Origin of the sequence: Pseudomonas putida, assembly GCF_050990305.1 — a bacterium.
Classification (GTDB): Bacteria; Pseudomonadota; Gammaproteobacteria; order Pseudomonadales; family Pseudomonadaceae; genus Aquipseudomonas; species Aquipseudomonas putida_AH.
This window is the reverse complement of sequence record NZ_CP158817.1, coordinates 4,186,732-4,209,450: the sequence shown is the minus strand read 5'-3', so window position 1 is coordinate 4,209,450 and position 22,719 is coordinate 4,186,732. Positions and strand designations below refer to the sequence as shown.

The window sequence follows — 22,719 nt, the reverse complement described above, 5'->3', positions numbered from 1 at the left end:
CTGCGATCTTTTGCTTCTAAAAATCAAAAGATCGCAGCCTGCGGCAGCTCCTACAAGAGCGCGCTCTGTCTCAAGTGGCAAACATCAGCACCTTGGGTTCACGCACAACCTCCGGCATCACGCCCCCCAGCACCAACCGGGTAATCGTCGCTGCCGCCTGCTGATAATCCACATCCACCGGCGTTTCCCGCCCGGTGATATGCGCCATCTGCCAACCAAGGTTGGTGTAGGTGCGCGTGGCCGACCAGATAAACAGCATCAAATGTTCCGGGTCGACCGGTGCCAACAAACCCCGTTCGATCCAGCTGCGCAGGCATTCGACGTTGCGTCGGGCCTCGGCGTACAGCAGGTCGCGGCATTCCTGGGGTAAATGCCTGGCCCCCAGCAGCAACTCCCCGCTGAACACCTTGGCAATGTGCGGATGCTCGCTGGCAATGCGAATCCGCGCGGTGATGTAGGCCGACAGACCCACCAGTGGGTCATCGCTCTCGCGCAGCGCCGCCGAGGCTTGCAGCAATGGCTCGACGAAGCCGAGCAACACCTTGGCGTAGAGGTTCTCTTTGCTGTGGAAGTAGTAATACAGGTTCGCCTTCGGCACGCCCGCGCGTGCTGCGATGTCGCGGGTCTGGGTGGCATCGAATCCCTTGGCGGCGAATTCCGCACTGGCGGCTTCCAGGATCAGCTGTTGATTGTGTTGGCGAATGCGGCTCATGGGCAGGTCTTGGCGATTTGAGCCTCGCAATATACAAAAATATATAGCGGTGGGGCCAGCGATGAAGTTAAATGGTGCGGTCTCAGAAGTAACCGATGGTCAGGTCGATATGGCCGTCAATGATTTTCTTGAATAGTTGTATGGCTTGAAATGCCCTGTGCGGTGACGTCCGGCTCGGGACATTTCGTCGTGCACTGCTAGTCTTTCACGTTGATCAACGACGAGTTGGATCCATATTGAGAGGCGAATATGGACGCAGGCAAAAACCGGCCATCCCCCCGACGAAACCTGACGGCGGAACTGGTCGCCCGAGTCGAACGGTTCGAGCCCGATCCGGGGCCCGAGCCGGGTACCTGCGAGCACACGCCGGCTGAGTTCGATGCGATGGTCGAGTCCTTGCTGGGTGAATACACACCGCAGGATCTCTGGGTGTTCGCCTACGGTTCGTTGATCTGGGCTCCGGAATTCGAATTCGAAGAGCGCCGCAGCGCCACTGCCTATGGCTGGCATCGCTCGTTCTGCCTGACCCTGACCCGCTGGCGCGGCACCCGCGAGCTGCCAGCACTGATGCTGGCCCTTGACCGTGGCGGCAGTTGCCAGGGAGTGGCCTTTCGACTGCCGGCACAGGATCACTTCAAGCAAATAGGTCTGTTGCTGGTCCGGGAAATCGACGCCAACCCGCCGACCAATGTCCCGCGCTGGATAACCGTTAAAACCGCGTCCGGGCCACTGCGAGCCTTGGCCTTCGTCGCTGCGCGGGACGGCAAGGCCTACGCGGGCAAGTTGCCGATGGACAAGGTCGCGCAGGTCCTGGCCCGCGCGGCGGGGCATTGGGGCTCGGCGGCGCAGTACCTGTTCCGCACGGTGACCATGCTGCGCGAGCAAGGCATCCGTGATCGCAACATGAGCCGCATCGAAAGCCTGGTGGCCGAGGAGATTGAAGCGGCGATGTTAGCGACAAAAACGCCTTGATAGTTCGATGCACATAGGTGTGGGTGTACTCAATCCCTGTGGGAGCGGGCTTGCCCGCGAAGGCGTCGGCTCTCCCGACATTAACGTTACCTGACACACCGCCTTCGCCGGCAAGCCAGCTCCCACAGGTTCGGTGTCGATTTGTACATTTGTGAGCAAGAAGCATCCGCAATAGCGTCTACACTCGGTGATATGGCAATCATCGGGAAGACGGGCTACATGCCTGTCGACAGTGGAAGGGTGTTGGCTGGAAAGGGACGGTTCATTAGTATCCGCGTCGTTTTCTTGATCAACCGAAATGTTTTACTTTCCCGGGCCGCTGTTTATGGATGCTTTCGCACTGCTTTACCAATACTTGTTCAGATGGGTGATCGCCCCCGTCAGCGACCAGTTCCTCGGCCTTTTCGACCTTAATGGCCGCCTCTGCCTGGCCTTTCTCTTCACCTCCTATGCCGTTGCGTACGGCCTGTTCCGCTGGCGCAAATCCCGCGGGCTGACCGATGCACCTACGTTCTGGCAATTCATCGGTGGTAACCACGTGCATTTCCACCCCTCGGCGTTGCTCGATTACCGCTACTACTTCGTGCGCGCGATCCTGAAAGTCATGCTGGTGGTGCCCATCGTCGGCCTGGTGGATCCGTACGTGCTGCGTTCGGGGGATTACGTGCGCTTTTTCACGCAACTGTGGGGCGCTCGGGTTCAGGTTGAAGAGCACCTGGCGCTGTCCCTGCTCTACGGGCTGGGGGTGTTTGTGTTGCAGGACTTCCTGCATTACTGGGCCCACCGCGCCTACCATTCCCGTTACCTGTGGGCGTTCCACAAAGTCCATCATTCGGCACCGGTGCTGGTCCCGGCCACCGCCAGTCGGTTGCACTTTGTGGAGAAGATGATCGAACGGTTGATCGATCTTGTGTTCCTCAGCGCCTTTGCCGGCCTTTTCTGGTACGCCTGCGGTGGGGAAATCAGCCGCTACACGCTGTTTGGCGTGACCTACATAGTGTTGATCCTCAACGCGCTGGCCGCCAACCTGCGGCACAGCCATGTCTGGCTGTCGTTCGGGCCGGTGGTCGAGCATGTGTTGAACAGCCCGGCCCAGCATCAGGTGCACCACAGCGACGCGCCCCGGCACTTCGACAAGAACTTCGGCGTCAACCTGTCACTCTGGGACTGGATGTTCGGCACGCTCTACGTCACGCAATCCAAGCCCGAAGCCATTCGCTTCGGCACTGGGGAGGCGGATCAGGGGCGTTACCTGACGCTCTACAGCCTGATCGTGACGCCGTTTATCGAGACTGCACGCAAGCTCCATCAGTTGAAACGCCATCGCTCAAATCAACCATTGAACCTGTGGCGAGGGAGCTTGCTTTCGACAGGGCGCGAAGCGGCCTCAAAAAATGGGCCTGCTGCGCAACCCAACGGGAGCAAGCTCCCTCGCCACAGATAGTTCGTCGATTCAACGCTCGGGAAGCTTCCAGCGCTCACGCAAACGGTCGTATTCGGCCTCGGGCAATTGCACCAGTAACGGGTTCCGGCGCGGGTCCAGCCAACTGAACAGCTCAGCAATATCCGCTGGCGCCATGGCCGTGCAGCCGCGAGTCGGCATCGTCGGGCCGCGCCAGATGTGGAAGAAAATGCAGGAGCCGGCGGCGGGGGATGCCGGCGTGTTGTGCTCAATGAAAATACCTTGTCGGTACAGCTCGTCCTGACGGCGCATGTGTTCGGAGCTGTTCCAGTCTCTGGCGATGGTCGAACCATCGAGCAACGTGTTGTAACGAGCGGACTGGCTGTCATCCACGCATTCGATGCTCGGTGTCAGCGCGAGGTAGGGCAGTCGGGTGTGCGCCGTCGGGTCGTAGCCGAACGCGGTCCCCAGTTTGAAAACCCCGGCGGGTGCCTTGCCGTCGCCTTCCTGCTTGACCGGTCCCTGCAAGTTCGCTGGATCGACCAACCCCTTGCCCCAGCCCATGCCGTTCTTGCCCAGTACAACTGCAAACGCCGCTGCATGTTTTTCGAAGGCGTTGCCGTGCCGTTCATAGCGTTGGGCAATGCCCTGGGTATCGTCCCAGCGTTGGCTGGTGACCACGATCAGTTGATCGCTGCCTTCAAGCCCTTGCGCCATTGCAGCACAAGGCAATAGCAGGAGCAGCAGCGAGCAGGCCTTGTTCAACCGGCTCATGGCGTTAACGGCGTAATGGGGAAGTCCATGGCGTCCTTCAACGCCCCATCGTCGGTATAGGTGAAATGCCACCACTCGGTGGCGTAACCGGTGAATCCCTCTTTTGCCATGGCGCGGGTCAATCGCTGGCGATTTTCCATGGCGGTCGTGCTGATCGATTTCGAGTCGGTATGGGCGCGCTCATCGAAACAGTCGAAACCGGTGCCCATGTCGACGGCACCGTCGTGCCAGCGCTGACCGTAAGGCGCGGTGCAATCGACTGGCGCGGCCGAAGACGTCCAGGAGTCGGCGGGCAGGGCATCCGGCCCGGTCAGGGTCAAGTCGACGGTGTTGCCTTTGGAGTGATTGGAGTTGCGGGCCACATAACCAAGGCGCCAGAAATCCTGCTTGTCCACCCGTGGATAGAACTCGGCTTTGCGTGGGTCGCCGGGCTGCGTGGCAAAACGCCCCATGTCCGCCACCGCGCGTTTGGGCCGATAGCAGTCGAAGACTTTCAAGCCATAGCCTTGCGTGCGCAATGCCGCTTGCACCCGGGTCAGGGCCTGGGCTGCGTCCGACGACAACAGGCACTCAGGCGCCTGGTAACCATCCAGTGGATGACCGGTGAAGTTATGGGCACTGGCGTAGCGGATGTCCTGCTCGATGGACGGATCGAGGGTGCGCAGATAGATCATGTGTTCGGGTTTTTCTTCTGCGGTAGCGAGGCCGGGCAGGGTGAGGCAAACGCACAGAAGCATTGATCGAGTGACAAGTGGCATCGTGCCGGTTCTCCATGAGTGCATGACGTGTCAGCCCATCATGGCTTGAAATCCATTGCGTTGTGAACGTCAATCCCGTAGGAGCGAAGCTTGCTCGCGAAAGCGGTGTGTCAGAAACATCAGCGTTGCCTGATGCTCCGCATCGCGAGCAAGCTTCGCTCCTACAGGTTTTACGCTGCCCGTAGGAGCGAAGCTTACTCGCGAAAGCGGCGTGTCAGACACATCAGAGTTGCCTGATATTCCGCATCGCGAGCAAGCTTCGCTCCTACAGGATTTGCGTTGTAATCAGTCGCGATAGACCGGGAAGTCACTGCACATCGCCGCCGCCTGACGAGCGACTTGGGCCTCGACATCGGCATCGCCGAGGTGGTCGAGGATGTCGCAGATCCAGCCTGCCAGTTCGGTGCTCTGGGCCTCCTTGAAACCACGGCTGGTGATCGCCGGCGTGCCGATGCGCAGGCCCGACGTCACGAACGGCGATTGCGGGTCATTGGGCACGGCGTTCTTGTTCACGGTGATGCCGGCTCGGCCTAATGCGGCATCGGCGTCCTTGCCGGTCAAGCCCTGACGAATGAGGCTGACCAGGAACAGGTGGTTGTCGGTGCCGCCGGAAACCACGTCGTAACCGCGCTTGATAAACACCTGTGCCATGGCCTGGGCGTTGCGGATCACTTGCGCCTGATAGGTCTTGAAGGCGGGCTCCAGCGCCTCCTTGAAACACACGGCCTTGGCTGCGATCACATGCATCAGCGGACCGCCCTGACCTCCGGGGAACACCGCGGCGTTGAGTTTTTTCTCAAGCTCGGCGTTGGCTTTGGCCAGGATCAACCCGCCACGGGGACCGCGCAGGGTCTTGTGGGTTGTGGTGGTGACCACGTCGGCGAACGGAATCGGATTCGGGTACAGACCGGCAGCGACCAGCCCGGCGACGTGGGCCATGTCCACGAAAAGATACGCGCCAACCTTGTCGGCGATCTGCCGAAAGCGCGGGAAGTCGAGGGTCTTGGAGTAGGCGGAGAACCCCGCAATGATCATCTTCGGCTGATGCTCCACGGCCAGGCGCTCGACTTCGTCGTAGTCGATCAGCCCGGTCGCGGTGTCGATACCGTACTGCACGGCGTTGTACAACTTGCCGGAAAAACTCACCTTGGCACCGTGGGTCAGGTGGCCGCCGTGAGCCAGGCTCATGCCCAGCACGGTGTCGCCGGCCTGCAGCAACGCCAGATACACCGCGGCGTTGGCCTGACTGCCGGAGTGCGGCTGCACGTTGGCGTAGTCGGCGCCAAACAGCGCTTTTGCACGATCGATCGCCAGCTGCTCGACCACATCGACATGTTCGCAACCGCCGTAGTAACGCTTGCCTGGATAGCCCTCGGCGTACTTGTTGGTCAGGCCGCTGCCTTGGGCCTGCATCACCCGCCGGCTGGTGTAGTTCTCCGAAGCGATCAACTCGATGTGATGCTCTTGTCGCGCATCCTCGGCGTTCATCGCCGCCAGCAGTTCGTCGTCATAGCCTTTGATCTGGTCGTGCTTGCTGAACATGTGAAGCCCTCTGGGATTAATCCTGCAGGAGCGAAGCTTGCTCGCGATAGCCATCTGCCAGGCGACATCGTCGGTGAAGGTGACGCCGTCATCGCGAGCAAGCTCTGCTCCTACAGGGTTGCGTTGTTGTCGGGAGTCGGTGTTCGCAAGGGTGATGCCAGAGTTGGTAATTTGTTTTAGAACAATGACTTAGGTGAATTGTGGTTAGATTGGCGCAAAATCACTGTAATGAAAACAATACAGTCAGGCAGGCATTGGCGGATGAAGTCCGGGGTCGGCGGGGGGGCAGAGGCTTGTCTCGATTTCACTACGGTGTATCGATTTGCATACACAAACCCGGTAGGAGCTGCCGAAGGCTGCGATCTTTTGATCTTGCTTTTACACAAACAAAAGATCGCAGCCTTCGGCAGCTCCTACATTAGGGCCGTGCGAGAACAGTGAGATGTCAGTGCTTGTCGGGCGACGGCGTTTTGCGCGAACAGGCCGCCAGGTCCTCGAGAAACGCCTGAAGAATCGGCGGCGGTGCGGTGCCGCGCCGGGTGATCACGTCGAAGGGCGACATCAGTTGCAGGCTCTTGGGGGCAAGCTGGTGCATCTCGCCGGTCTTGATCCATTGCGCGGCGAAGTGCGCCGGCAGAAAGCCCAGGTAGGCACCGGAGATGATCAGGATCGCCAGGGCCTCGATGTTGTCGACGGTCGCCGCGGCCTTGCTGACACCCAGGTGTTCCAGATCGTATTGCTGCATGTAGCCACGGACCACGATGCGGCTGGTGCTGACCTCCTGGAGCAGTTCATCGCCCTCGGCCAGGTTTCCAAACAACGGATGCCGCCGCCCGCAATACAACCCCAGCGCTTCCTGATACAGCGGTGAATGCTCAAGCCCCGGCACATGGATCGGGAAATGCCCGATGGCCAGGTGCAGGCGGCCATCGAGTACCCGCTCCTCAAGCTCTGCAGGTTCGCCGACATACACGCTCAGGTGCACATCGTGTCCCCGCGATACGAAGCGCTGGGTGGTGCGCGGGATCGGTGAATCGGGGTCGGTGATGGTGGTGTCGATGATCCCCAGGTTGAGTTTGCCGCTGATGTGCTGCTTGAGCACGTCGGCGTCCATGCAGAAGTTTTCCACCGCCGAGAGCAGGCGCTGGGTGGCTTCGTGAATCGCCACCCCTTGCTCGGTCAGGCGAAAGCCACTGCGCCCGCGCTGGCAGAGCTTGACCCCCAGGCGAGTCTCCAGGTGGGTCATCTGTTCGCTGATGGTCGACTGCCCGGCATTCAGCGCCGCCTGCGCTGCGGAGAACCCGCCGCAACGGACAATCGTGGCAAATACCCGAAGCAACTTCAGGTCAACATCGTGCAGTTGAATCACCCTGGACCTCCGGCGTGTGGATACATCGGCAATGCCGATATGAGTATCTGATGTTTAGCATTTTTTCCACGAAAAGCTGCGCTCATAGTCACTCCAACGGCGGTCGCCCTGCAGTCCGCTGAGCCGATAACAAGAAGTGGAGAGGCTTGAAATGTCCAATAACGGTTATGAATCCGGTCGCCTGAACCTGCCTTTCGTGGGCCATTGCACCTTCGGAAAATCCCCGGTGTGCACTGACTGGGATGCGCTGGACGCCGATGTGGCGATCCTCGGTGTACCCAACGACATGGGCACCCAGTGGCGTTCCGGCGCACGCTTCGGGCCACGGGGCATTCGCGAGGCATCGACGCTGTTCTCCTTCGGCCATGCCGGCGCCTACGACCACGAAGACGACGTCATGTACCTGACCGCCGCCGACGTGCGCATGGTCGACGTCGGGGATGCCGACATCGTTCATACCGACATGGTCACCAGTAACCAAAATACTGAATACGCGGTGCGCAAGATCCTCGATGCCGGGGTCATGCCGGTGGTACTCGGCGGCGATCACTCGGTGCACGCGCCAGTGATTCAGGCGTTCGAAGGCCGCGGCCCGATCCACATCATCCACTTCGATGCGCACCTGGACTTCGTCGACGAGCGCCATGGCGTTCGCTACGGCCACGGCAACCCGCTGCGCCGTGCTTCGGAAATGAACCACATCGTCGGCATGACCCAGATGGGCATCCGCAACGTGTCCTCTTCCAACCGCGATGACTACGAAGCCGCCCACGCGGCCGGCTCGAAAATCCTCTCGGTGCGCGATGTTCGCCGGCTCGGTGTCGACGGGGTGCTGGCGCTGATCCCGCAGAACATCAACTACTACATCACCATCGACATCGACGGCTTCGACCCGTCCATCGCCCCCGGCACCGGCACCCCCAGCCACGGCGGCTTCCTCTACTACGAAGTGCTGGAAATCATCCAGGCACTGGCCAAGCGCAGCAAAGGCAACATCGTCGGCATGGACCTGGTGGAGGTGGCTCCAGTCTACGACCCGACCGGCATGACCTCGATCCTCGCCGCGCAACTGCTGCTCAACAGCATCGGCTTCATCTTCCACGAGCGCGCTCAGGCGCGGTCGGTGAAGAACGAAACCACCACGGCCACGGCGTGACCTGACCGCCACACAGAGGAGCCTGAAAATGGACGCGATCGTTAAGCAGTATTTGCAGAAATTCGGTGTATCCGAAGCCACCCAGACCTTCCTCGGCAAGGTCCAGAAAATGTTCATTGGCGGCGCCTGGATCGAAGCCAGTGACGGCCAGACCTCGGACGTCATCGAGCCATCGACCGAAGGCCTGATCACCCGCATTCCCATGGGCACCGTCGAGGATCTGGACCGCGCCGTGCAAGCCGCCCGCGCCCAGTTCGACGGCGGTGCGTGGAGCCAGGCCAAGCCGGCGGAACGCGAACGGCTGATCCAGCGCCTGGCCGACCTGATTGAAGAAAACGCCGAGGAACTGGCGCAAATCGAATCCATCGACATGGGCAAGTCGGTGGTCTTCGCCAAAGGCGTCGACATCCAGGGCACCGTCGATACCCTGCGCTATTTTGCCGGTTGGGCGACCAAGCTCCATGGCCGCACCGTCGAACCTTCGCTGCCGGGCAATTACCTGGCTTACACCCGCAAGGAAGCGGTGGGGGTGGTCGGCGCTATCGTGCCGTGGAACTTCCCCCTGCAAACCATGGCCTGGAAGCTTGGCGCGGCGCTGGCCACAGGTTGCACCGTGGTGGTCAAACCCGCTGAACTGACCTCGCTGTCGGCCCTGCGTTTTGCCGAGCTGGTGCAAGAAGCGGGCATCCCGGACGGCGTGATCAACATCGTCACCGGGCGCGGCAGCGTGGTCGGCGCGGCCATGGCCACTCACCCTGGTATCGACAAGCTGACCTTCACCGGCTCGACTCCGGTGGGCCGCACTGTCGGCCGCGCCGCGCTGGACGAAATGAAGCGACTAACCCTTGAACTCGGAGGAAAATCACCGGTAATCGTGATGGCCGATGCGGACATTCCGGCCGCTGCGCAAGCCGTCGCCAACGGTGTGTTCTTCAACTCGGGGCAGGTGTGCGATGCCGGTACGCGGGCTTATGTTCATCGCAGCGTCTACGACGAATTCCTGCGCGAACTGATCGCCTATACCCGGACCCTGAAAATGGCACCCGGCATGGACCCGGACTGCTTCATCGGTCCGCTGGTGTCGGCCCAGCAGAAACAGCGCGTGACCGAGTACATCGAGACCGGCAAGCGTGAAGGCGCCGAACTGGTCTACGGCGGCCAACCTGTCGAGGGCCCGGGCTTCTTTGTCGAACCGACGATCTTTGCCCATTGCCGCAACGACATGCGCATCGTCCAGGAAGAAATCTTCGGCCCGGTACTGGTGACCGCGCCGTTCGACGATGAAGAAGAGGCGCTGGCCATGGCCAATGACTCGGCCTACGGCTTGGCGGCGGCTTTGTATTCCAACGACCTGGGCAAGGTGCACAGCCTGATTCCACGGCTCAAGGCAGGTTCGGTCTACGTCAACGCCCACGGCACCCTCGACCCATCGATGCCGTTCGGTGGCTACAAACAGTCAGGGTTCGGCAAGGACCTGGGCGCGGAGCAGCTCGATTACCTGCTCGAAACCAAGGCGGTGTGGATCACGCTGCCCGGCTGACACGGTCCCCTTTGTGGGGGCGGACTGTGGCGAGGGGATTTAGCGAAACGTCGCACCGCCCCGTTGGACTGCGTAGCAGTCCCATTTTCAAGGGCCGCTTCGCGCCCCAACGGGGATAAATCCCCTCGCCGCAGGTCGCTCCTACAGGGGTATCGGCACGGACGCGCCAAAACAATGCGGTTATCTCGTCATGATCTTCCAACAATAAGAGACAATCATGAACATTGACGCCAAGCCTGTTCCGAGTGTGTCCATCCTCGACGACAAATCTGTGGTCGAGAGTCATTCCATCGATTTCATCCCCGAAAGCGAGCGCACCGACAAACTGTCGAGCCAGGGTCCGTTCTGGTTCCTCGGCAACTTTACGTTCTTCACCATGACCATCGGTTTTGTTGGCCCCAGCGTTGGCCTGACCGCGCTCTGGACCACCCTGGCCGGCACGCTGGGCATCATGTTCGGCACGCTGTTCATGGCCTTTCATGGCTCGCAAGGTCCGCACCTGGGCCTGCCGCAGATGATCCAGTCCCGCGCGCAATTCGGCTATCGCGGAGTGATCCTGGTGCTGCTGGCGACACTGTTTGTGTTTGCCGGGTTCAACATCGTCAACCTGGTGCTGATGATGCAGGGCTTGCACACGCTGTTCGGTTTCAGCCCTACCGCGATTGCCGTGGCGGTGACGATACCGGCAGCGGTGTTGGCGATCCTCGGCCATGACTGGATGCACCGCAGCTTCAAATGGGCGTTGTACCTGTCGCTGCCGCTGTACGGTCTGGTGACCCTGGCGGTGCTGATGGGCTGGGTGCCGGATGCGGTACTGCCGGCAATGGCCGAAGGCGAAGTCGCCCCGGCACCCCTGGGCTTCAACTGGACCGGCTTCATCGCCCAGTTCGCGGCGGCCGCCAGTTACAACATCGCCTACGCGCCCTATGTCTCCGACTATTCGCGTTACCTGCCAAAGAACACCTCCAGCGGCAAGTTGATTGCCGTGGTGTTCCTCGGTGCGTCGTTGTCCGGTGCGTGGATGATTTCCGTGGGCGGCTGGCTGGCCGATCACCTGCACTCCACTGACGTGCTGGTAGCCCTCGGGCAAGTCGGCAATACGGTGTCGCCGCTGATGGGCACGGCAGTGGTGGTCATCACCATCCTGGCGTTCCTGCCGGTGATCGCGATGAACATCTACAGCGCCAAGCTGACCACGTTGACCTGTGTCGACTCGATCAAGCACATCGAGCCGACCCGTAAGGCGCGGATCCTAGCCATCGCTTTTGTGATCCTGCTGCAACTGGGTGTGGCCCTGAGCATCCAGAGCTCGGGCAAAGGTCTGTCGGTGCTCGGTATCTACCTGGTGGTGATGCTGTACTTCCTGGTGCCCTGGACCTCGGTCAACCTCACCGACTACTTCTTTGTGCGCAAGGGCCGCTACGCCATCCCGCACTTCTTCATGCCCCACGGCAACATCTACGGCAGCTGGGGCCTGCGCGGCATCCTCGCGTACGCCATCGGCTTCGTCTCGATGATTCCGTTCTTCTACATCTTCGACGGCGTCGAGCAGCGCGAGGTGTATGTCGGCCCGCTGGCCAAGGCCCTGGGCAGCATCGACATCGCCTGGCTGGTGGGGCTGATCGTATCGGGGCTGGCGTACTACTGGCTGAGCCGCTCGATCGACCTTGCGCGTGAAGAAACCGTCATTCAGCAGATTGAAAAAACCAGTCCGCAATACACCACCGGCGATTCGCTCAGCCTGTTCAACGAGTCGGCGGTTCGGAGATAAATCATGGCTACGCAAAAATACGACTACATCATCATTGGCGCCGGCTCAGCAGGTTGTGTGTTGGCCAATCGCTTGAGTGAAGACCCGGCCACGTCTGTGCTGGTCCTGGAATTCGGCGGCAGCGACCGCAGCGTGGTGATCCAGATGCCCAGCGCATTCTCGATTCCGATGAACACCAAGAAGTACAACTGGCGCTACGAAACCGAGCCGGAAACCTACCTGGATGGCCGACGCATTCACTGCCCACGGGGCAAGGTGCTGGGTGGTTCGTCGTCGATCAACGGCCTGGTTTACATCCGTGGCCACGCCTATGACTTCGACGAGTGGGAATCCCTCGGCGCCCAGGGCTGGGGTTATAAAAACTGCCTGCCGTACTTCAAGCGTGCCGAGAGTTTCGAGTCCGGGGGCGACAACTATCGCGGACAAACCGGGCCGCTGCACACCACCAGCGGCAACCACATGAAAAACCCGTTGTACGGGGCTTGGGTCGAAGCCGGTGCCGAAGCGGGCTACATCAAGACCGACGACTGCAACGGCTACATGCAGGAAGGGTTCGGCGCGATGCACATGACCGTGAAAAATGGCGTTCGCTGCTCGACGGCCAACGCTTATCTGCGCCCGGTCATGGACCGGCCGAACCTGACCGTGATCACCCACGCCATGACCCGGCAGATCATCCTCGAAGGCAAGCGCGCGGTAGGGGTCATGTACGACCACGATGGCCAGACCCACCAGGTGTTTTGCAACCGCGAAGTGCTGATCTCCTCCGGCCCGATCGGTTCACCGCACCTGCTGCAACGCTCCGGTATCGGTCCGGCTGAGGTCCTGCGCAAAGCCGGAGTCGTCGTGCACCATGACCTGCCGGGGGTGGGGGAGAACCTGCAGGACCATGCCGAGGTGTACATCCAGTTCGGCTGCAAGGAACCGGTGACCCTCAACAGCAAAATGGACCCGCTGAGCAAGTTGATGATCGGTTTGCGCTGGCTGCTGTTCAAGGACGGGCTGGGCGCTACCAACCACTTCGAGGCCGGTGGTTTCATTCGCTCCGACAAGGGGCTGCGCTGGCCGGACATTCAGTTTCATTTCCTGCCGGCGGCGATGCGCTACGACGGCAACAAGCCGATCAAGGGCCACGGCTTCATGGTGCTGACCGGGCCGAACAAACCGAAAAGCCGTGGGTATGTGCGGGTCCGTTCGGCCGATCCTTACGAGCATCCGGAAATTCGCTTCAACTACCTGCAACGCGAAGAAGACCGCGAAGGCTTCCGCCGCTGCATCCGCCTGACCCGCGAAATCATTGGTCAGAAGGCCATGGACCGTTTCCGCGACGGCGAAATCGCCCCTGGTCCGCTGGTGCAAACCGACGAGCAAATCGACGCCTTCGTCCGTGAAAACCTCGAAAGCACTTATCACCCTTGTGGTTCGTGCCGCATGGGTGAGGACGACATGGCGGTGGTGGACTCCGAACTGCGGGTGCATGGCATTGCCGGGCTGCGGGTGATCGACTCCTCGGTATTCCCGACCGAGCCGAACGGTAACCTCAATGCCCCGACCATCATGCTGGCCGAACGGGCGTCGGATCTGGTACGCGGGAAGAAAATGCTGCCAGCGGCGAATGTTCCGGTGGGGCTGGTGGAGAATTGGGAGAACAGCCAGCGCTCCTCCTTGCCGGGGCGCAATGTGCGGGTCTGATTCTATTTGGCGGGCACCCCGATCCCCTGTGGGAGCGGGCTTGCCCGCGAAGGCGGCCTGGAAGCCGACCTGTCTCTTGCTGACCGAGTACATATCCATTGCTTCGGTAACGGCCACTTAGGGTTTCGCCCTTACGGCGACTTACTTTTTTTTCAAACGCCAAAAAAAAGATAAGCAAAAAAAGGCTCGCCCCGAGCGTCCGGCCCCTCGCCAAGGCTCGGGGTTCCTTCGCTCCGGCATTCAGCCTCCCGAAGGGGCGGGTGGATCAAGATCAAGAGCCGCAGGCGAGCTGACACTCGGCCTATTGAGTGGTGAAGAGCGGATGGGGTGTTCGTGATCTGCTCTTGCTCTTGTAGGAGCAAGGCTTGCCCGCGATGACGGCCTGACAGCCGACCAATTTCTTCCAGATTTACCTCAACCCCCTTGTAGGAGCGAGCCTGCTCGCGATGGTCGTCAACGACAACGCTGTCAGCCTGGCACCCCGCGGTGTTCTGTCGTGCATCGCGAGCATGCTCGCTCCTACAGGGACTCCCCCGGTGTCAGGGCGGAACCATAAGCTGCCGTTACCGCAGCAATGGATAGGTACTCAGTCAACAAATGCCAGGTTGCCTGACACAAAGGCATCGCGAGGCGGCCTGACAGCCGACCTGATTTCGCGGATGTACCTGCTCCCTTGTAGGAGCGAGCCTGCTCGCGATGGTCGTCAACGATAACGCTGGCAACCTGACACCCTGCGGTGCTCTTTTGTCCATCGCGAGCAAGCTTTGCTCCTACAGTTGATCTGCGCAGGACGTCTGTCTTGCCTTCCTACTCAGGCGGATCAATCCGATCCAGCGCCCTATTGACCGCCAACTCTCCCAGCATGATGACTTGCGCGATGCCCAGCAGCGTATTGCGACTCGTCCCTTCCGTTCTATCCGCCAGATCCAGTGTCATGACATTGGCCGAGGCCAGTGATTCACAGGCATGGGCCAGCAGCGTTTCGGTATCAAGTTCGGGGTTGACGATGAAGGTTGTGCAGGGCTTGCGGGAAGTGGCGCGGATGTCGGCGTAGGAAGGGATGCGTTCGGATGTTGCCGGATCGGATTCCGGCGGATTTGGTGTGGGTTTGACCATATGCTGATTACTCCTGATGGGCCGCCAGCACTTCTCTACTAAAAGAAGGGTGGCGGCTGTAAGCAGGTTAGTAGACCGGGGAGATCAGCATTTACCGGCGCGCCGAAGCGCCCTGCGTACAGCCACCATCAAATCAGGGATGGGGATCACCTGACCGACAACGCCATGCACCTAGCTGATAAAACCACGGGCTACTAAACCCGATCACTGACAATCAGTGACGCGAATCAAGCTACCGATCGACCCCAAGGCGCACAAGCCGGCGGATTCTGGCGTAACCGTAGGCAACGACGCAAGGCGCTGTGGCTTACATCAAGTAACCTGGCGGGCTTTTTAAACACGTTAAAAAGCGCACCCCGGAAAACGCCAGAAAGCAGCCGACAGCCCTTCGTTCAATCCCTTTAAACCGCGCTGCAAAACGCTTACGGATCAGCATTTACCCGATCTAGGAAGCGTCCTACGCGCTTTTAGGACGCGTCCTCTTTTCAACAAATTTCAGCCTCCTCAGGCTGGCAAGCGCTTGAACGGGGATGGACATGACGCCTCCTCCTGCACCAGCCACAAGTTCTTGGAACTCACGGATATCTCTGCCGGATTCTTTTCGCAGAACAAGGAGCGACACTCAACATGGCCAGTTTGCTTTCCCGACTTTTCGGACTTCACCGCAACCACCGCGACGAGCGATTCGATCAACCGAACGCGCCAATTTTGCCGACGCCGAGCACCCGGCCCGCCCCCACACCCTCACCATCTGAAACGCTGCCGCCGGTGAAAAACTGGTGCCATCCATTCAAAGACAAACGCGATCCTCTAACGCAACTGACCCACCTGGCCAATGCGATGGCCGGCTACTACCCACTCGGCCGCAACGGCCTGTGGCACGGCGGGGTGCACTTCGACAGCGGCACCGCCGGCACGCTGGACCAATCCAGTGTGCATTGCCTGGCCGACGGCGAAGTGGTGGCTTATCGCATCGATACGAATTCGCCGAAAACGACTTACTTCGTCAATAAGCGAGCAGTGGAGAAACCTGACACGTGCAACTTCGTGTTGGTCCGCCATCGCCTTCAACCACCAAAGATCGAAGGCAGCACCGACATTCCTCCGAGCCTGACCTTCTACAGCTTCTACATGCACCTGCAGGACTGGGCCAAGTACCAGCAGGACTCGACCCTTGCCCGCCCGGCATTCTGGCCCGAGCGTCCGACCTTTATGGTCAAGCAGACCGCCAACGACCCTTTTCCCGGGCAGCCCGACCGGCGCGGCCTGAATGTGTACAACAAGTGGCATGGCCGGGCCATCGATTTTCTGCCGCGAGGCGCCGAGGTGACCATCAGTGGCGAGGGTCAATTTCGCAAACTCGAAAGCAGCCTGGGACCGGCCAAACTGCTCAACCCCGATGGCTCGCTCAAGGGTTATGTCTCTATCCAGGTGCTCCAACACCCGGACCACAGGTGGACCCGGATCAGTTCGTCGAAAAAGATCGTCAATGTCCGCGCGGAGCCGGTGATTGCGGCGGATAACGTCATTTTCGATTTACCGGTCAATTCGCAGGTCACGGTCAGTGGCGAAGGCGCCTTTCGCAAGCTCGAACGCATCGACCAGTATGTGCAGTTTGATTCACTCGACGGCGCCATTGAGCCGCTAGCGAAAGATCAGATCGTGGTGCTGGACGAGCCCGTGGCGATCAAGGCCGGAGACCTGATCGGCCATCTCGGCCTGTATCAGGAGGGTGACGCGAATCTGCCGACGGAGAAGCTGCACCTGGAAACCTTCACTGGCGATGACATCGAAGCGTTCATCGAAAACAGTCGAGCCTGGGCCCAACGCCTGCCAGAAAAAGACAAAACGTGGCTGAAGCTCGCCAAGGGCACACCCGTGGTACCGCCGGAAGGAAATACCACCGCTGGGCAATTGCTGGTTTCCAGTGCTTCCAGCCCGCTGAGTGCCGCCGACTTGCTGGTTCCCAAGAGCTTGCTCGATCAACTGCCGGCAGACCGAAAAATCCAAGTGCTGGCGACCTCGACACGCAAGGCCCGCAATTGGTATCGCCTGGAAAACCTGTTGCACGACGCCGACAACAACCTGCTCGATGGCTGGGTGTGTGAAGAAGTCGGCGTAACGCCCTGGGTCAGTCCGTGGGCATGGGAGGGCTATGACGTCATCATCGATTTCAGCCGGCCCAAACACATGCTGGCGTCCTTTCTCAGCGCCATCGACGGTCTCACCGACGCGCAACGCGAGCGTTATCGTCCCATCGCCGAAAAAGACGACAAGGGGCCGATGAAGAGCCGGTTGTACGAAATCATCGATCGCAACCGCGACGGCAAGATGACCGCCACCGAACTGCAAGCAGCCCTTGAGCGCCCGGCTCATGCGCAGTCGATTTCGCAGTTGATCCTTTACAAGGAAAGCGAATGGTTTCACCAGCCCAAGGTCTGGGACGCACTGGATGAATTGCTTGGCCATAGCGGCTCGACACCGCATCTGCACTGGCTGGCGGAAAAGCAGCGGATTGCGCAGATGGGGTGGTGGAAGGAAGTGGCGGAGAAGGTGGGGTTGCCTTCTTGGGGGAGCGCTTATCACTTTCATCCGATTGGGTTGGTAGGTTGTTTCGCGCAATCTGTAAATGAAATGCTGAACTGCAAATTCTGCGGTGCCAAGCTCGAGTTGACGAAAGATTTTTTGAGTGAAGTATGCGGCAATGAAGTGAACCCGCTTTTCATCAGTGCGATGATCGAAGCAGGTAAAACTCTATTCAAGAAGTATGGCGTAAATAGCTGCGAACAAATCACCCACCTACTCGCACAAGCAAAGAAAGAGACCGGAGGGTTTTTACAGTTTCGAGAGTCATTGAACTATTCGAGGAGGACATACAGTGCCGCTAAGCTTTATCGGTTGTCGCCGACTGTTATCAATGCGGGATTTTCTAGAAGAGAACTTTCCTTCGCCAGTGATGAAGAAAAACTGATGTGGATAGATGAACATCTCATTGGTAATGACGCCGCCTATGGATTGCATTGTTATGGCAATGCTGAACAGCCAGGGAAAGATTTTAGAGGGCGGGGACTGATTCACCTCACTCATTATGAAACCTATAAGAGGTGCGCTAAAGAAACAGGGCTGCCGATTGACTCTAATCCAGAACTTCTAGAGAAGGATTTCGCCGTTGCGATAGAAACAGCGCTGTGGTTCTGGAAGGTGAGACGTATAGCTGCGATTGCGGAGGATCGGTCGATAAGTGGGGATGCTGGTGTTACCGCAGTAACTCGACCTATAAATATGGGGCTGGCAGGTTTGTCTGATCGGCAGAAGTACAAGCGGGAGATCACTAAGAGGTTCAATGCTCATTTTAGCAGTCGGTGTAATCGAAATGATTAAGTTAATTGTGTTCTTTGCCTATTTGTTTGGATCGACGGCTGTAGCGAGCGATGTGGATTGCGGTAGTACTGGTTTTCGAGAGGCTTATCACTCTATGGATGCACATGGGGTGAAAGCATGCTTCGTTTACACAAAGACAGATGTGGAAACCGAGAAGCAATTGTCTCGTGATCCTGATGAAATATCCCTTTACTCAGTTGTCTCGACTGAAAAACCAAAACTTATTTATGAATTTCCATACGCTGGCACGCAAGGAAAAATCACGGACGCATTTTTTCTTCCAGTTGACGGAGTGCTTGATGAAATGCTAATTGTTATTCACCGCATGGAAGCACCAAGGTCGTGGGATTCGGTAAGTGACATCCACAGCGTCAGCATTATTAAACGGGAGGGAAATACTCTAGCTCTCGATAAAAAACGCACTCGTTTTTTTGATTTGGGCGGGAGTAATGTCGATGAAGAAGGGCACTCGACTTATGTGTATCCATACAAGGATAAAGAGAGTGTTGAAGAGGCGGTTAGCTCGAAATTGTTTAGCGCTATAATTGCCGACAAAAAAATCACAGGCACCATTTTGGAGAAAACCTATCTTAATGAGGGGGCTTCTGAGCCGATTCCGCAGTATTCAAGCAAGATGTATCTAATCAAAGGGGACAGAGTTTTAGTGGAGGACTCGACGGCCGGATGGTGCAAGGTCTCATACCAATCAAAAGTAAAGATGATTACGAAGTGGGCGCAGTGCAAATCGATTAACTTTTCGGCGAATTAGGTGAAAGCATGCCAATCAGACTGGATAAAATCCCCCCACCCGCACAGCGCCCCCAACGACCTCGATTTTTACTTTGGCTCGGCCTGTTATTGCTGTTCTGTCTGCTGGGCACAGGCGCGACGCTGTTATTCGGCGACGAAACACTGCCCCAGCGCCCCGCGGATTTCTGGCGCCTTGCCTTAATCATTCCAATCCTGAGTTGGTGCGCGCTGGGCCTCGTGCGAGTGTTTTTATACGCAGGCCAACAAGGCGCCGCCGATGGTTGGGATGAGGCTCGTGAAGAAGACCTGATCCGCAACATTCGTCAGGGCCGTCGATCACAGCAGGTGTTGGGCGTGAGCTTGCAGACTGCTGTTCAGGAACTTGTGGATGAGCCGCAAATGCAACTGGACGCTCTGCTGAGTGGGACGCGAGCGCTGAAGTCTCAAACGTCCAGGCAGGACGGAACAGTACTGCGTCATAGTTGTTTGTCCCAAGATGCAGATGAAAACCCGGAAGCGATATTGCTGAGTGTGTTGGCGCAGACGCTGGCCGATCTTGCACCCACTTTGGCGCAGTTGCCTGATGATCAGCCTTTGGCCCTGTTGCTGGATGTCGATACCGGATTGCCGCAGAAGCAATGGCGTCGGGTTTGGAGACAGGCATGGCGCGAATCCGGCATTCGCCAACCCATCAGTTCCGTCGATGGCAGCGGGCTGGCGGCATTTGACTATTGGCTCGATCAGCGTATCCGTGATCAGGCGATGCTGCTGGTGGTGGCCGTGCAGTTTGCGCCGACGCAACCTGAAGGCACGGCGGAAGCCGCCGTCGGGTTGTTGTTTGGCAACCGTCTGACGCAAACCACATTACCGCCGATTGCCTATCTGCACCGCCCGGAACAGGAGCGCAAGCCCACCACCGAGGACCTGCTTTACGCTACGCGTCAGGCGCTTGATTGGGTGCCGCTTGAGTCGAGAGCAGTCGAGCAGGTTTGGCGGGTGGGTATTGATGCGCGACGGGCTGTTGCCATTGCAAGTGTGTTGTCCGAAATATCCGTGTCAGTCAAGAAGCCGGGATTGTGCAACCTCGATGCAGCACTGGGTCATCCAGGCTGCGCTTCGCCTTGGTTAGCCGTCGTTGCGGGGACGCAGGCGATTCAGCGTGGGACTGGGCCGCAATTCATCTTCAGTGGTGGCGCGGCTGGGCTGTGGGGCACGGTGTTGATGCCTGCTTCTCCAGTTTTGAAGTAGGAGTCTTGTTGTTCGGGTATTAAAGTCAAAAGATCGCAACCTGCGGCAGCGCCTACACCGGTCCCGTGTAGGCGCTGCCGCAGGCTGCGATCTTTTGATCTTTGCTAGGCTGTAAATCCCAACACGTCCAATGGAACACCCCCATGCCCATCCAGGCCCTGCGCGCCGACGCTTCCCACCTCGACACCATCGCCCCGTTGTTCGACGCCTATCGCGGTTTCTACGGCCAACCACCAAACCTGCCACAATCCCGCGCCTTCATCGCCGAGCGTATCGCCCGCAACGAGTCGGTGATTTTCCATGCCGTGGATGACAGCGGCGAAGCCCTGGGCTTCGTGCAGATGTTCCCGACCTTCTCCTCCATCGACGCGCACCGTACCTGGCTGCTGGGGGACCTGTTCACCACGCCCGCCGCTCGCGGCAAAGGGGTAGGGACGTTGTTGATGAACACCGCCCGGGACTTTGCCCGGCTGATGGGCGCCAAGGGCATGACCCTGGAAACCGCCACCGACAATCACAGTGCACAGCGTCTGTATGAATCCCTCGGCTGGGTGCGCGACGCGGGTTACGACACCTATTGCCTGGACTTGAAACAGGGCTGACCTTCAATGAAGTGGCAGCCTCGACGAGGCTGCCACCACAGTCGCTAGTTAGGCATTGGCAGGGTAATGCCTTCTTTCTCCAGATCCTCCCGAACCGATTGAAATTTCTGGTATTTGGACAACTCGATCGGGCCGTCGTAGCTCATGCTTTGCAGTTTGCGTGGCGGGTATTGAACGTAGGTTTTCATCAGCTTTGTGATTGCCATGCTGATCGGAACCATGGTCCAGGTGTGCTCGGTGTAGTTATTCATGAAGATGTCGTAGCGCTCCTGCGGATCCTGCAGCAGGTCGAACACTTGCGGCACGGTCGCCACGTACTTGGTCGGGCCTTTCCAGCCCTGGTTGGAGTCGACGGCCAGGCCACCGGTCACGGCGCCGTTGTCGCCCCTCAAGTTGAACACCGCCTTGTAGTTGCCCACCCGGGCGGCGCCGGGGGACAGTTCGTTCTCGGTGAAGTAGAACCATTCCTTGCGCGGATCAGGCCCGGTGCCGAGCAGCACCGGGGTCATGTCGTAGCTGTCGAAGATGATCGGCTTGCCTTCGCGGTCCTTGTCCGGAAGTTTGATGCCAGCCACGGAGGCGAACGTCGCCATCAGGTCCAAGCCGCCGATGATGTCGTGGTTTTTTTGATCGGCCTTGATCTTGCCGGGCCAGACCATGATCGCCGGTACCCGGTTGCCGCCTTCACGCACCGTGCCCTTGGTGCCACGGAACGGCGTGTAGCCGGCATCGGGGTAAACGTCCTGCCAGGCACCGTTGTCGGTGGTGTAGACCACCAGGGTGTTCTTATCCAGACCCAGCGCTTTGAGCTTGTCCATGATGCGCCCGATGTGGGTATCGAGTTCCACGATGGAGTCGGCGTACTTGGTCTTGGAGATCGACTTGTGGACGAACTCCGGCGACGGCAAGTTGGGCTGGTGAACCTTCATGAAGTTGACGTTGATAAAGAACGGTTTGTTTGATTTCGCGGCGGTGTCGAGAAACTCCAGCGCCGCCTTTTCCACGTAGTTGTCGAAGAATGGAATGCCGACGACACCGGGCTTGCCATCCACCACGGGGGTGTCGACGTACTGGCCGTTGATCTTGAACTCTTCAACGGCTTTTTCTCCGGCCTTGGCCGACAGCGCGCCTTGGGTCACCTTGGTGAACATGGCGCGGGTCTCGTCATCCATGTCCGGGAACCAGGTAGGGTCGGCGTAGGTGTAGGCATTGAGGTGATACAGGCCGACGTATTTCATCACGTCATAGCCCTGGGCGTTGGGCAGGGCGTAATCGGCTTCGCCCAAGTGCCACTTGCCGGTGAAATATGTCTCGTAGCCCCCGGTTTTCAGAACGGACGCCAGCGTCCATTCCGCCGCCGGCAAGCCGCCGCCCTGGCCCTGGAACGCCACGGTGGTCATGCCGCTGCGGTTAGGGATGCGTCCGGTCTGCATGGCGGCCCGACCCGGCGTGCAGCTGGGTTGGGCGTAGAAGGAGAAAAAGGTCGTGCCTTCGGCGGCCAGTTCATCGATGCGCGGCGTTGGCATGCCGCGACCGACGCCGCCTCCGTAAGGCCCCAGGTCACCGTAGCCGGTGTCGTCGGAGACGATGAACAGGATGTTGGGTTTTTCGGTCTGTGCTGCTTGTGCGATGCCGTTGAGTGCCAAGATCAATGAACACGCAACGTAAAACCTGATGCGGTGCGAGTGCCTATTCATACACGGTTTCCTCTGGGAAATTGCTGCCAGACCACTCAACGGGAGGCAAAACAATAAGGATCCTGGTGCGTGATCACCCAAGCATGCGCCTGGACAGTTCGAGGAAGGTTTCTATCGGAAGAATGGGCATCCCGTACGCTATTCAAGGCGGTCGTGGAAGATTAGTTCCGCAACTTACGCGGCGCGCAACCGTACGCCGCGTAATTGGCATCGTTCGTCGATTTTCCAGCGTAAACA

General features: G+C 59.0%; 17 protein-coding genes. 10 read left to right on the top strand and 7 right to left on the bottom strand.

Annotated features, from left to right (window positions below; translation table 11 throughout):
• Positions 1-70: 70 nt before the first annotated feature.
• On the bottom strand, positions 71-712 hold the full coding sequence (locus tag ABTV22_RS18900; protein ID WP_433736019.1) for a TetR/AcrR family transcriptional regulator: 642 nt from the start codon (positions 710-712) through the stop codon (positions 71-73).
• A 249-nt stretch (positions 713-961) separates the two neighbouring features.
• On the opposite strand from ABTV22_RS18900, the gene ABTV22_RS18895 reads away from it, so the two are divergent.
• Entirely contained in the window at positions 962-1,684 is a 723-nt protein-coding gene (locus ABTV22_RS18895; RefSeq protein ID WP_433736018.1) for a gamma-glutamylcyclotransferase, read from the top strand.
• Positions 1,685-2,009: 325 nt separating this feature from the next.
• Positions 2,010-3,128, top strand: coding sequence for a sterol desaturase family protein (locus tag ABTV22_RS18890; protein ID WP_433736017.1), 1,119 nt, complete (start codon positions 2,010-2,012; stop codon positions 3,126-3,128).
• Positions 3,129-3,137: 9 nt separating this feature from the next.
• Here ABTV22_RS18890 and ABTV22_RS18885 read toward each other — a convergent pair whose 3' ends face one another.
• The 4 genes from ABTV22_RS18885 to ABTV22_RS18870 all read right to left on the bottom strand — a co-directional run bounded on the left by ABTV22_RS18885 (position 3,138) and on the right by ABTV22_RS18870 (position 7,529).
• Positions 3,138-3,860, bottom strand: coding sequence for a L,D-transpeptidase family protein (locus ABTV22_RS18885; protein WP_433736016.1), 723 nt, complete (start codon positions 3,858-3,860; stop codon positions 3,138-3,140).
• Positions 3,857-4,618, bottom strand: a complete 762-nt coding sequence (locus ABTV22_RS18880) for a M15 family metallopeptidase (protein WP_433736015.1) — start codon at positions 4,616-4,618, stop codon at positions 3,857-3,859. Before ABTV22_RS18880 ends, ABTV22_RS18885 begins: the two co-directional genes overlap by 4 nt.
• Before the next feature lie 285 nt (positions 4,619-4,903).
• Complete coding sequence (gene glyA / locus ABTV22_RS18875; RefSeq protein WP_433736014.1) at positions 4,904-6,160, bottom strand: serine hydroxymethyltransferase; 1,257 nt, start codon at positions 6,158-6,160, stop codon at positions 4,904-4,906.
• A gap of 445 nt (positions 6,161-6,605) precedes the next feature.
• Positions 6,606-7,529 (bottom strand): LysR family transcriptional regulator, encoded by a 924-nt coding sequence (locus ABTV22_RS18870; protein WP_433736013.1) that lies wholly within the window; start codon positions 7,527-7,529, stop codon positions 6,606-6,608.
• Between the two features lie 151 nt (positions 7,530-7,680).
• Here ABTV22_RS18870 and speB point away from each other — a divergent pair, with 151 nt between their 5' ends.
• The 4 genes from speB to betA all read left to right on the top strand — a co-directional run bounded on the left by speB (position 7,681) and on the right by betA (position 13,688).
• Positions 7,681-8,685, top strand: a complete 1,005-nt coding sequence (gene speB / locus ABTV22_RS18865; RefSeq protein ID WP_433736012.1) for an agmatinase — start codon at positions 7,681-7,683, stop codon at positions 8,683-8,685.
• A gap of 28 nt (positions 8,686-8,713) precedes the next feature.
• Positions 8,714-10,225 (top strand): aldehyde dehydrogenase family protein, encoded by a 1,512-nt coding sequence (locus tag ABTV22_RS18860; protein ID WP_433736011.1) that lies wholly within the window; start codon positions 8,714-8,716, stop codon positions 10,223-10,225.
• A gap of 217 nt (positions 10,226-10,442) precedes the next feature.
• Positions 10,443-11,996, top strand: coding sequence for a purine-cytosine permease family protein (locus tag ABTV22_RS18855; RefSeq protein WP_433736010.1), 1,554 nt, complete (start codon positions 10,443-10,445; stop codon positions 11,994-11,996).
• Positions 11,997-11,999: 3 nt separating this feature from the next.
• Positions 12,000-13,688 carry a choline dehydrogenase gene (betA, locus tag ABTV22_RS18850; protein ID WP_433736009.1) on the top strand — a complete coding sequence of 563 codons (1,689 nt, stop codon included), beginning with the start codon at positions 12,000-12,002 and terminating at the stop codon, positions 13,686-13,688.
• 807 nt (positions 13,689-14,495) lie between these two features.
• Here betA and ABTV22_RS18845 read toward each other — a convergent pair.
• Entirely contained in the window at positions 14,496-14,804 is a 309-nt protein-coding gene (locus ABTV22_RS18845) for a DUF6124 family protein (protein WP_433736008.1), read from the bottom strand.
• 627 nt (positions 14,805-15,431) lie between these two features.
• On the opposite strand from ABTV22_RS18845, the gene ABTV22_RS18840 reads away from it, so the two are divergent.
• From ABTV22_RS18840 to ABTV22_RS18825, 4 genes are all read left to right on the top strand, one after another.
• Positions 15,432-18,185 (top strand): glycoside hydrolase family 19 protein, encoded by a 2,754-nt coding sequence (locus ABTV22_RS18840; protein ID WP_433736007.1) that lies wholly within the window; start codon positions 15,432-15,434, stop codon positions 18,183-18,185.
• Positions 18,148-18,954 (top strand): hypothetical protein, encoded by an 807-nt coding sequence (locus ABTV22_RS18835; RefSeq protein WP_433736006.1) that lies wholly within the window; start codon positions 18,148-18,150, stop codon positions 18,952-18,954. Before ABTV22_RS18840 ends, ABTV22_RS18835 begins: the two co-directional genes overlap by 38 nt.
• Positions 18,955-18,962: 8 nt before the next feature.
• Positions 18,963-20,183, top strand: a complete 1,221-nt coding sequence (locus ABTV22_RS18830) for a hypothetical protein (RefSeq protein ID WP_433736005.1) — start codon at positions 18,963-18,965, stop codon at positions 20,181-20,183.
• Between the two features lie 143 nt (positions 20,184-20,326).
• Positions 20,327-20,785 carry a GNAT family N-acetyltransferase gene (locus tag ABTV22_RS18825; RefSeq protein ID WP_433736004.1) on the top strand — a complete coding sequence of 153 codons (459 nt, stop codon included), beginning with the start codon at positions 20,327-20,329 and terminating at the stop codon, positions 20,783-20,785.
• 44 nt (positions 20,786-20,829) lie between these two features.
• On the opposite strand, the gene ABTV22_RS18820 is transcribed toward ABTV22_RS18825, so the two are convergent.
• A complete protein-coding gene (locus tag ABTV22_RS18820) occupies positions 20,830-22,482 on the bottom strand; it encodes an arylsulfatase (RefSeq protein ID WP_433736003.1) in 1,653 nt (550 codons plus the stop codon).
• Positions 22,483-22,719 lie beyond the last annotated feature (237 nt).

What these genes read in the sequence shown, in the direction of transcription:
- ABTV22_RS18820 (WP_433736003.1), bottom strand. Translation starts at nt 22,482, where the DNA reads ATGAATAGGCACTCGCACCGCATCAGGTTTTACGTTGCGTGTTCATTG.
- ABTV22_RS18895 (WP_433736018.1), top strand. Translation starts at nt 962, where the DNA reads ATGGACGCAGGCAAAAACCGGCCATCCCCCCGACGAAACCTGACGGCG.
- speB (WP_433736012.1), top strand. Translation starts at nt 7,681, where the DNA reads ATGTCCAATAACGGTTATGAATCCGGTCGCCTGAACCTGCCTTTCGTG.
- ABTV22_RS18890 (WP_433736017.1), top strand. Translation starts at nt 2,010, where the DNA reads ATGGATGCTTTCGCACTGCTTTACCAATACTTGTTCAGATGGGTGATC.
- ABTV22_RS18860 (WP_433736011.1), top strand. Translation starts at nt 8,714, where the DNA reads ATGGACGCGATCGTTAAGCAGTATTTGCAGAAATTCGGTGTATCCGAA.
- ABTV22_RS18885 (WP_433736016.1), bottom strand. Translation starts at nt 3,860, where the DNA reads ATGAGCCGGTTGAACAAGGCCTGCTCGCTGCTGCTCCTGCTATTGCCT.
- ABTV22_RS18835 (WP_433736006.1), top strand. Translation starts at nt 18,148, where the DNA reads ATGCTCATTTTAGCAGTCGGTGTAATCGAAATGATTAAGTTAATTGTG.
- ABTV22_RS18880 (WP_433736015.1), bottom strand. Translation starts at nt 4,618, where the DNA reads ATGCCACTTGTCACTCGATCAATGCTTCTGTGCGTTTGCCTCACCCTG.
- ABTV22_RS18845 (WP_433736008.1), bottom strand. Translation starts at nt 14,804, where the DNA reads ATGGTCAAACCCACACCAAATCCGCCGGAATCCGATCCGGCAACATCC.
- betA (WP_433736009.1), top strand. Translation starts at nt 12,000, where the DNA reads ATGGCTACGCAAAAATACGACTACATCATCATTGGCGCCGGCTCAGCA.
- glyA (WP_433736014.1), bottom strand. Translation starts at nt 6,160, where the DNA reads ATGTTCAGCAAGCACGACCAGATCAAAGGCTATGACGACGAACTGCTG.
- ABTV22_RS18840 (WP_433736007.1), top strand. Translation starts at nt 15,432, where the DNA reads ATGGCCAGTTTGCTTTCCCGACTTTTCGGACTTCACCGCAACCACCGC.
- ABTV22_RS18830 (WP_433736005.1), top strand. Translation starts at nt 18,963, where the DNA reads ATGCCAATCAGACTGGATAAAATCCCCCCACCCGCACAGCGCCCCCAA.
- ABTV22_RS18900 (WP_433736019.1), bottom strand. Translation starts at nt 712, where the DNA reads ATGAGCCGCATTCGCCAACACAATCAACAGCTGATCCTGGAAGCCGCC.
- ABTV22_RS18855 (WP_433736010.1), top strand. Translation starts at nt 10,443, where the DNA reads ATGAACATTGACGCCAAGCCTGTTCCGAGTGTGTCCATCCTCGACGAC.
- ABTV22_RS18825 (WP_433736004.1), top strand. Translation starts at nt 20,327, where the DNA reads ATGCCCATCCAGGCCCTGCGCGCCGACGCTTCCCACCTCGACACCATC.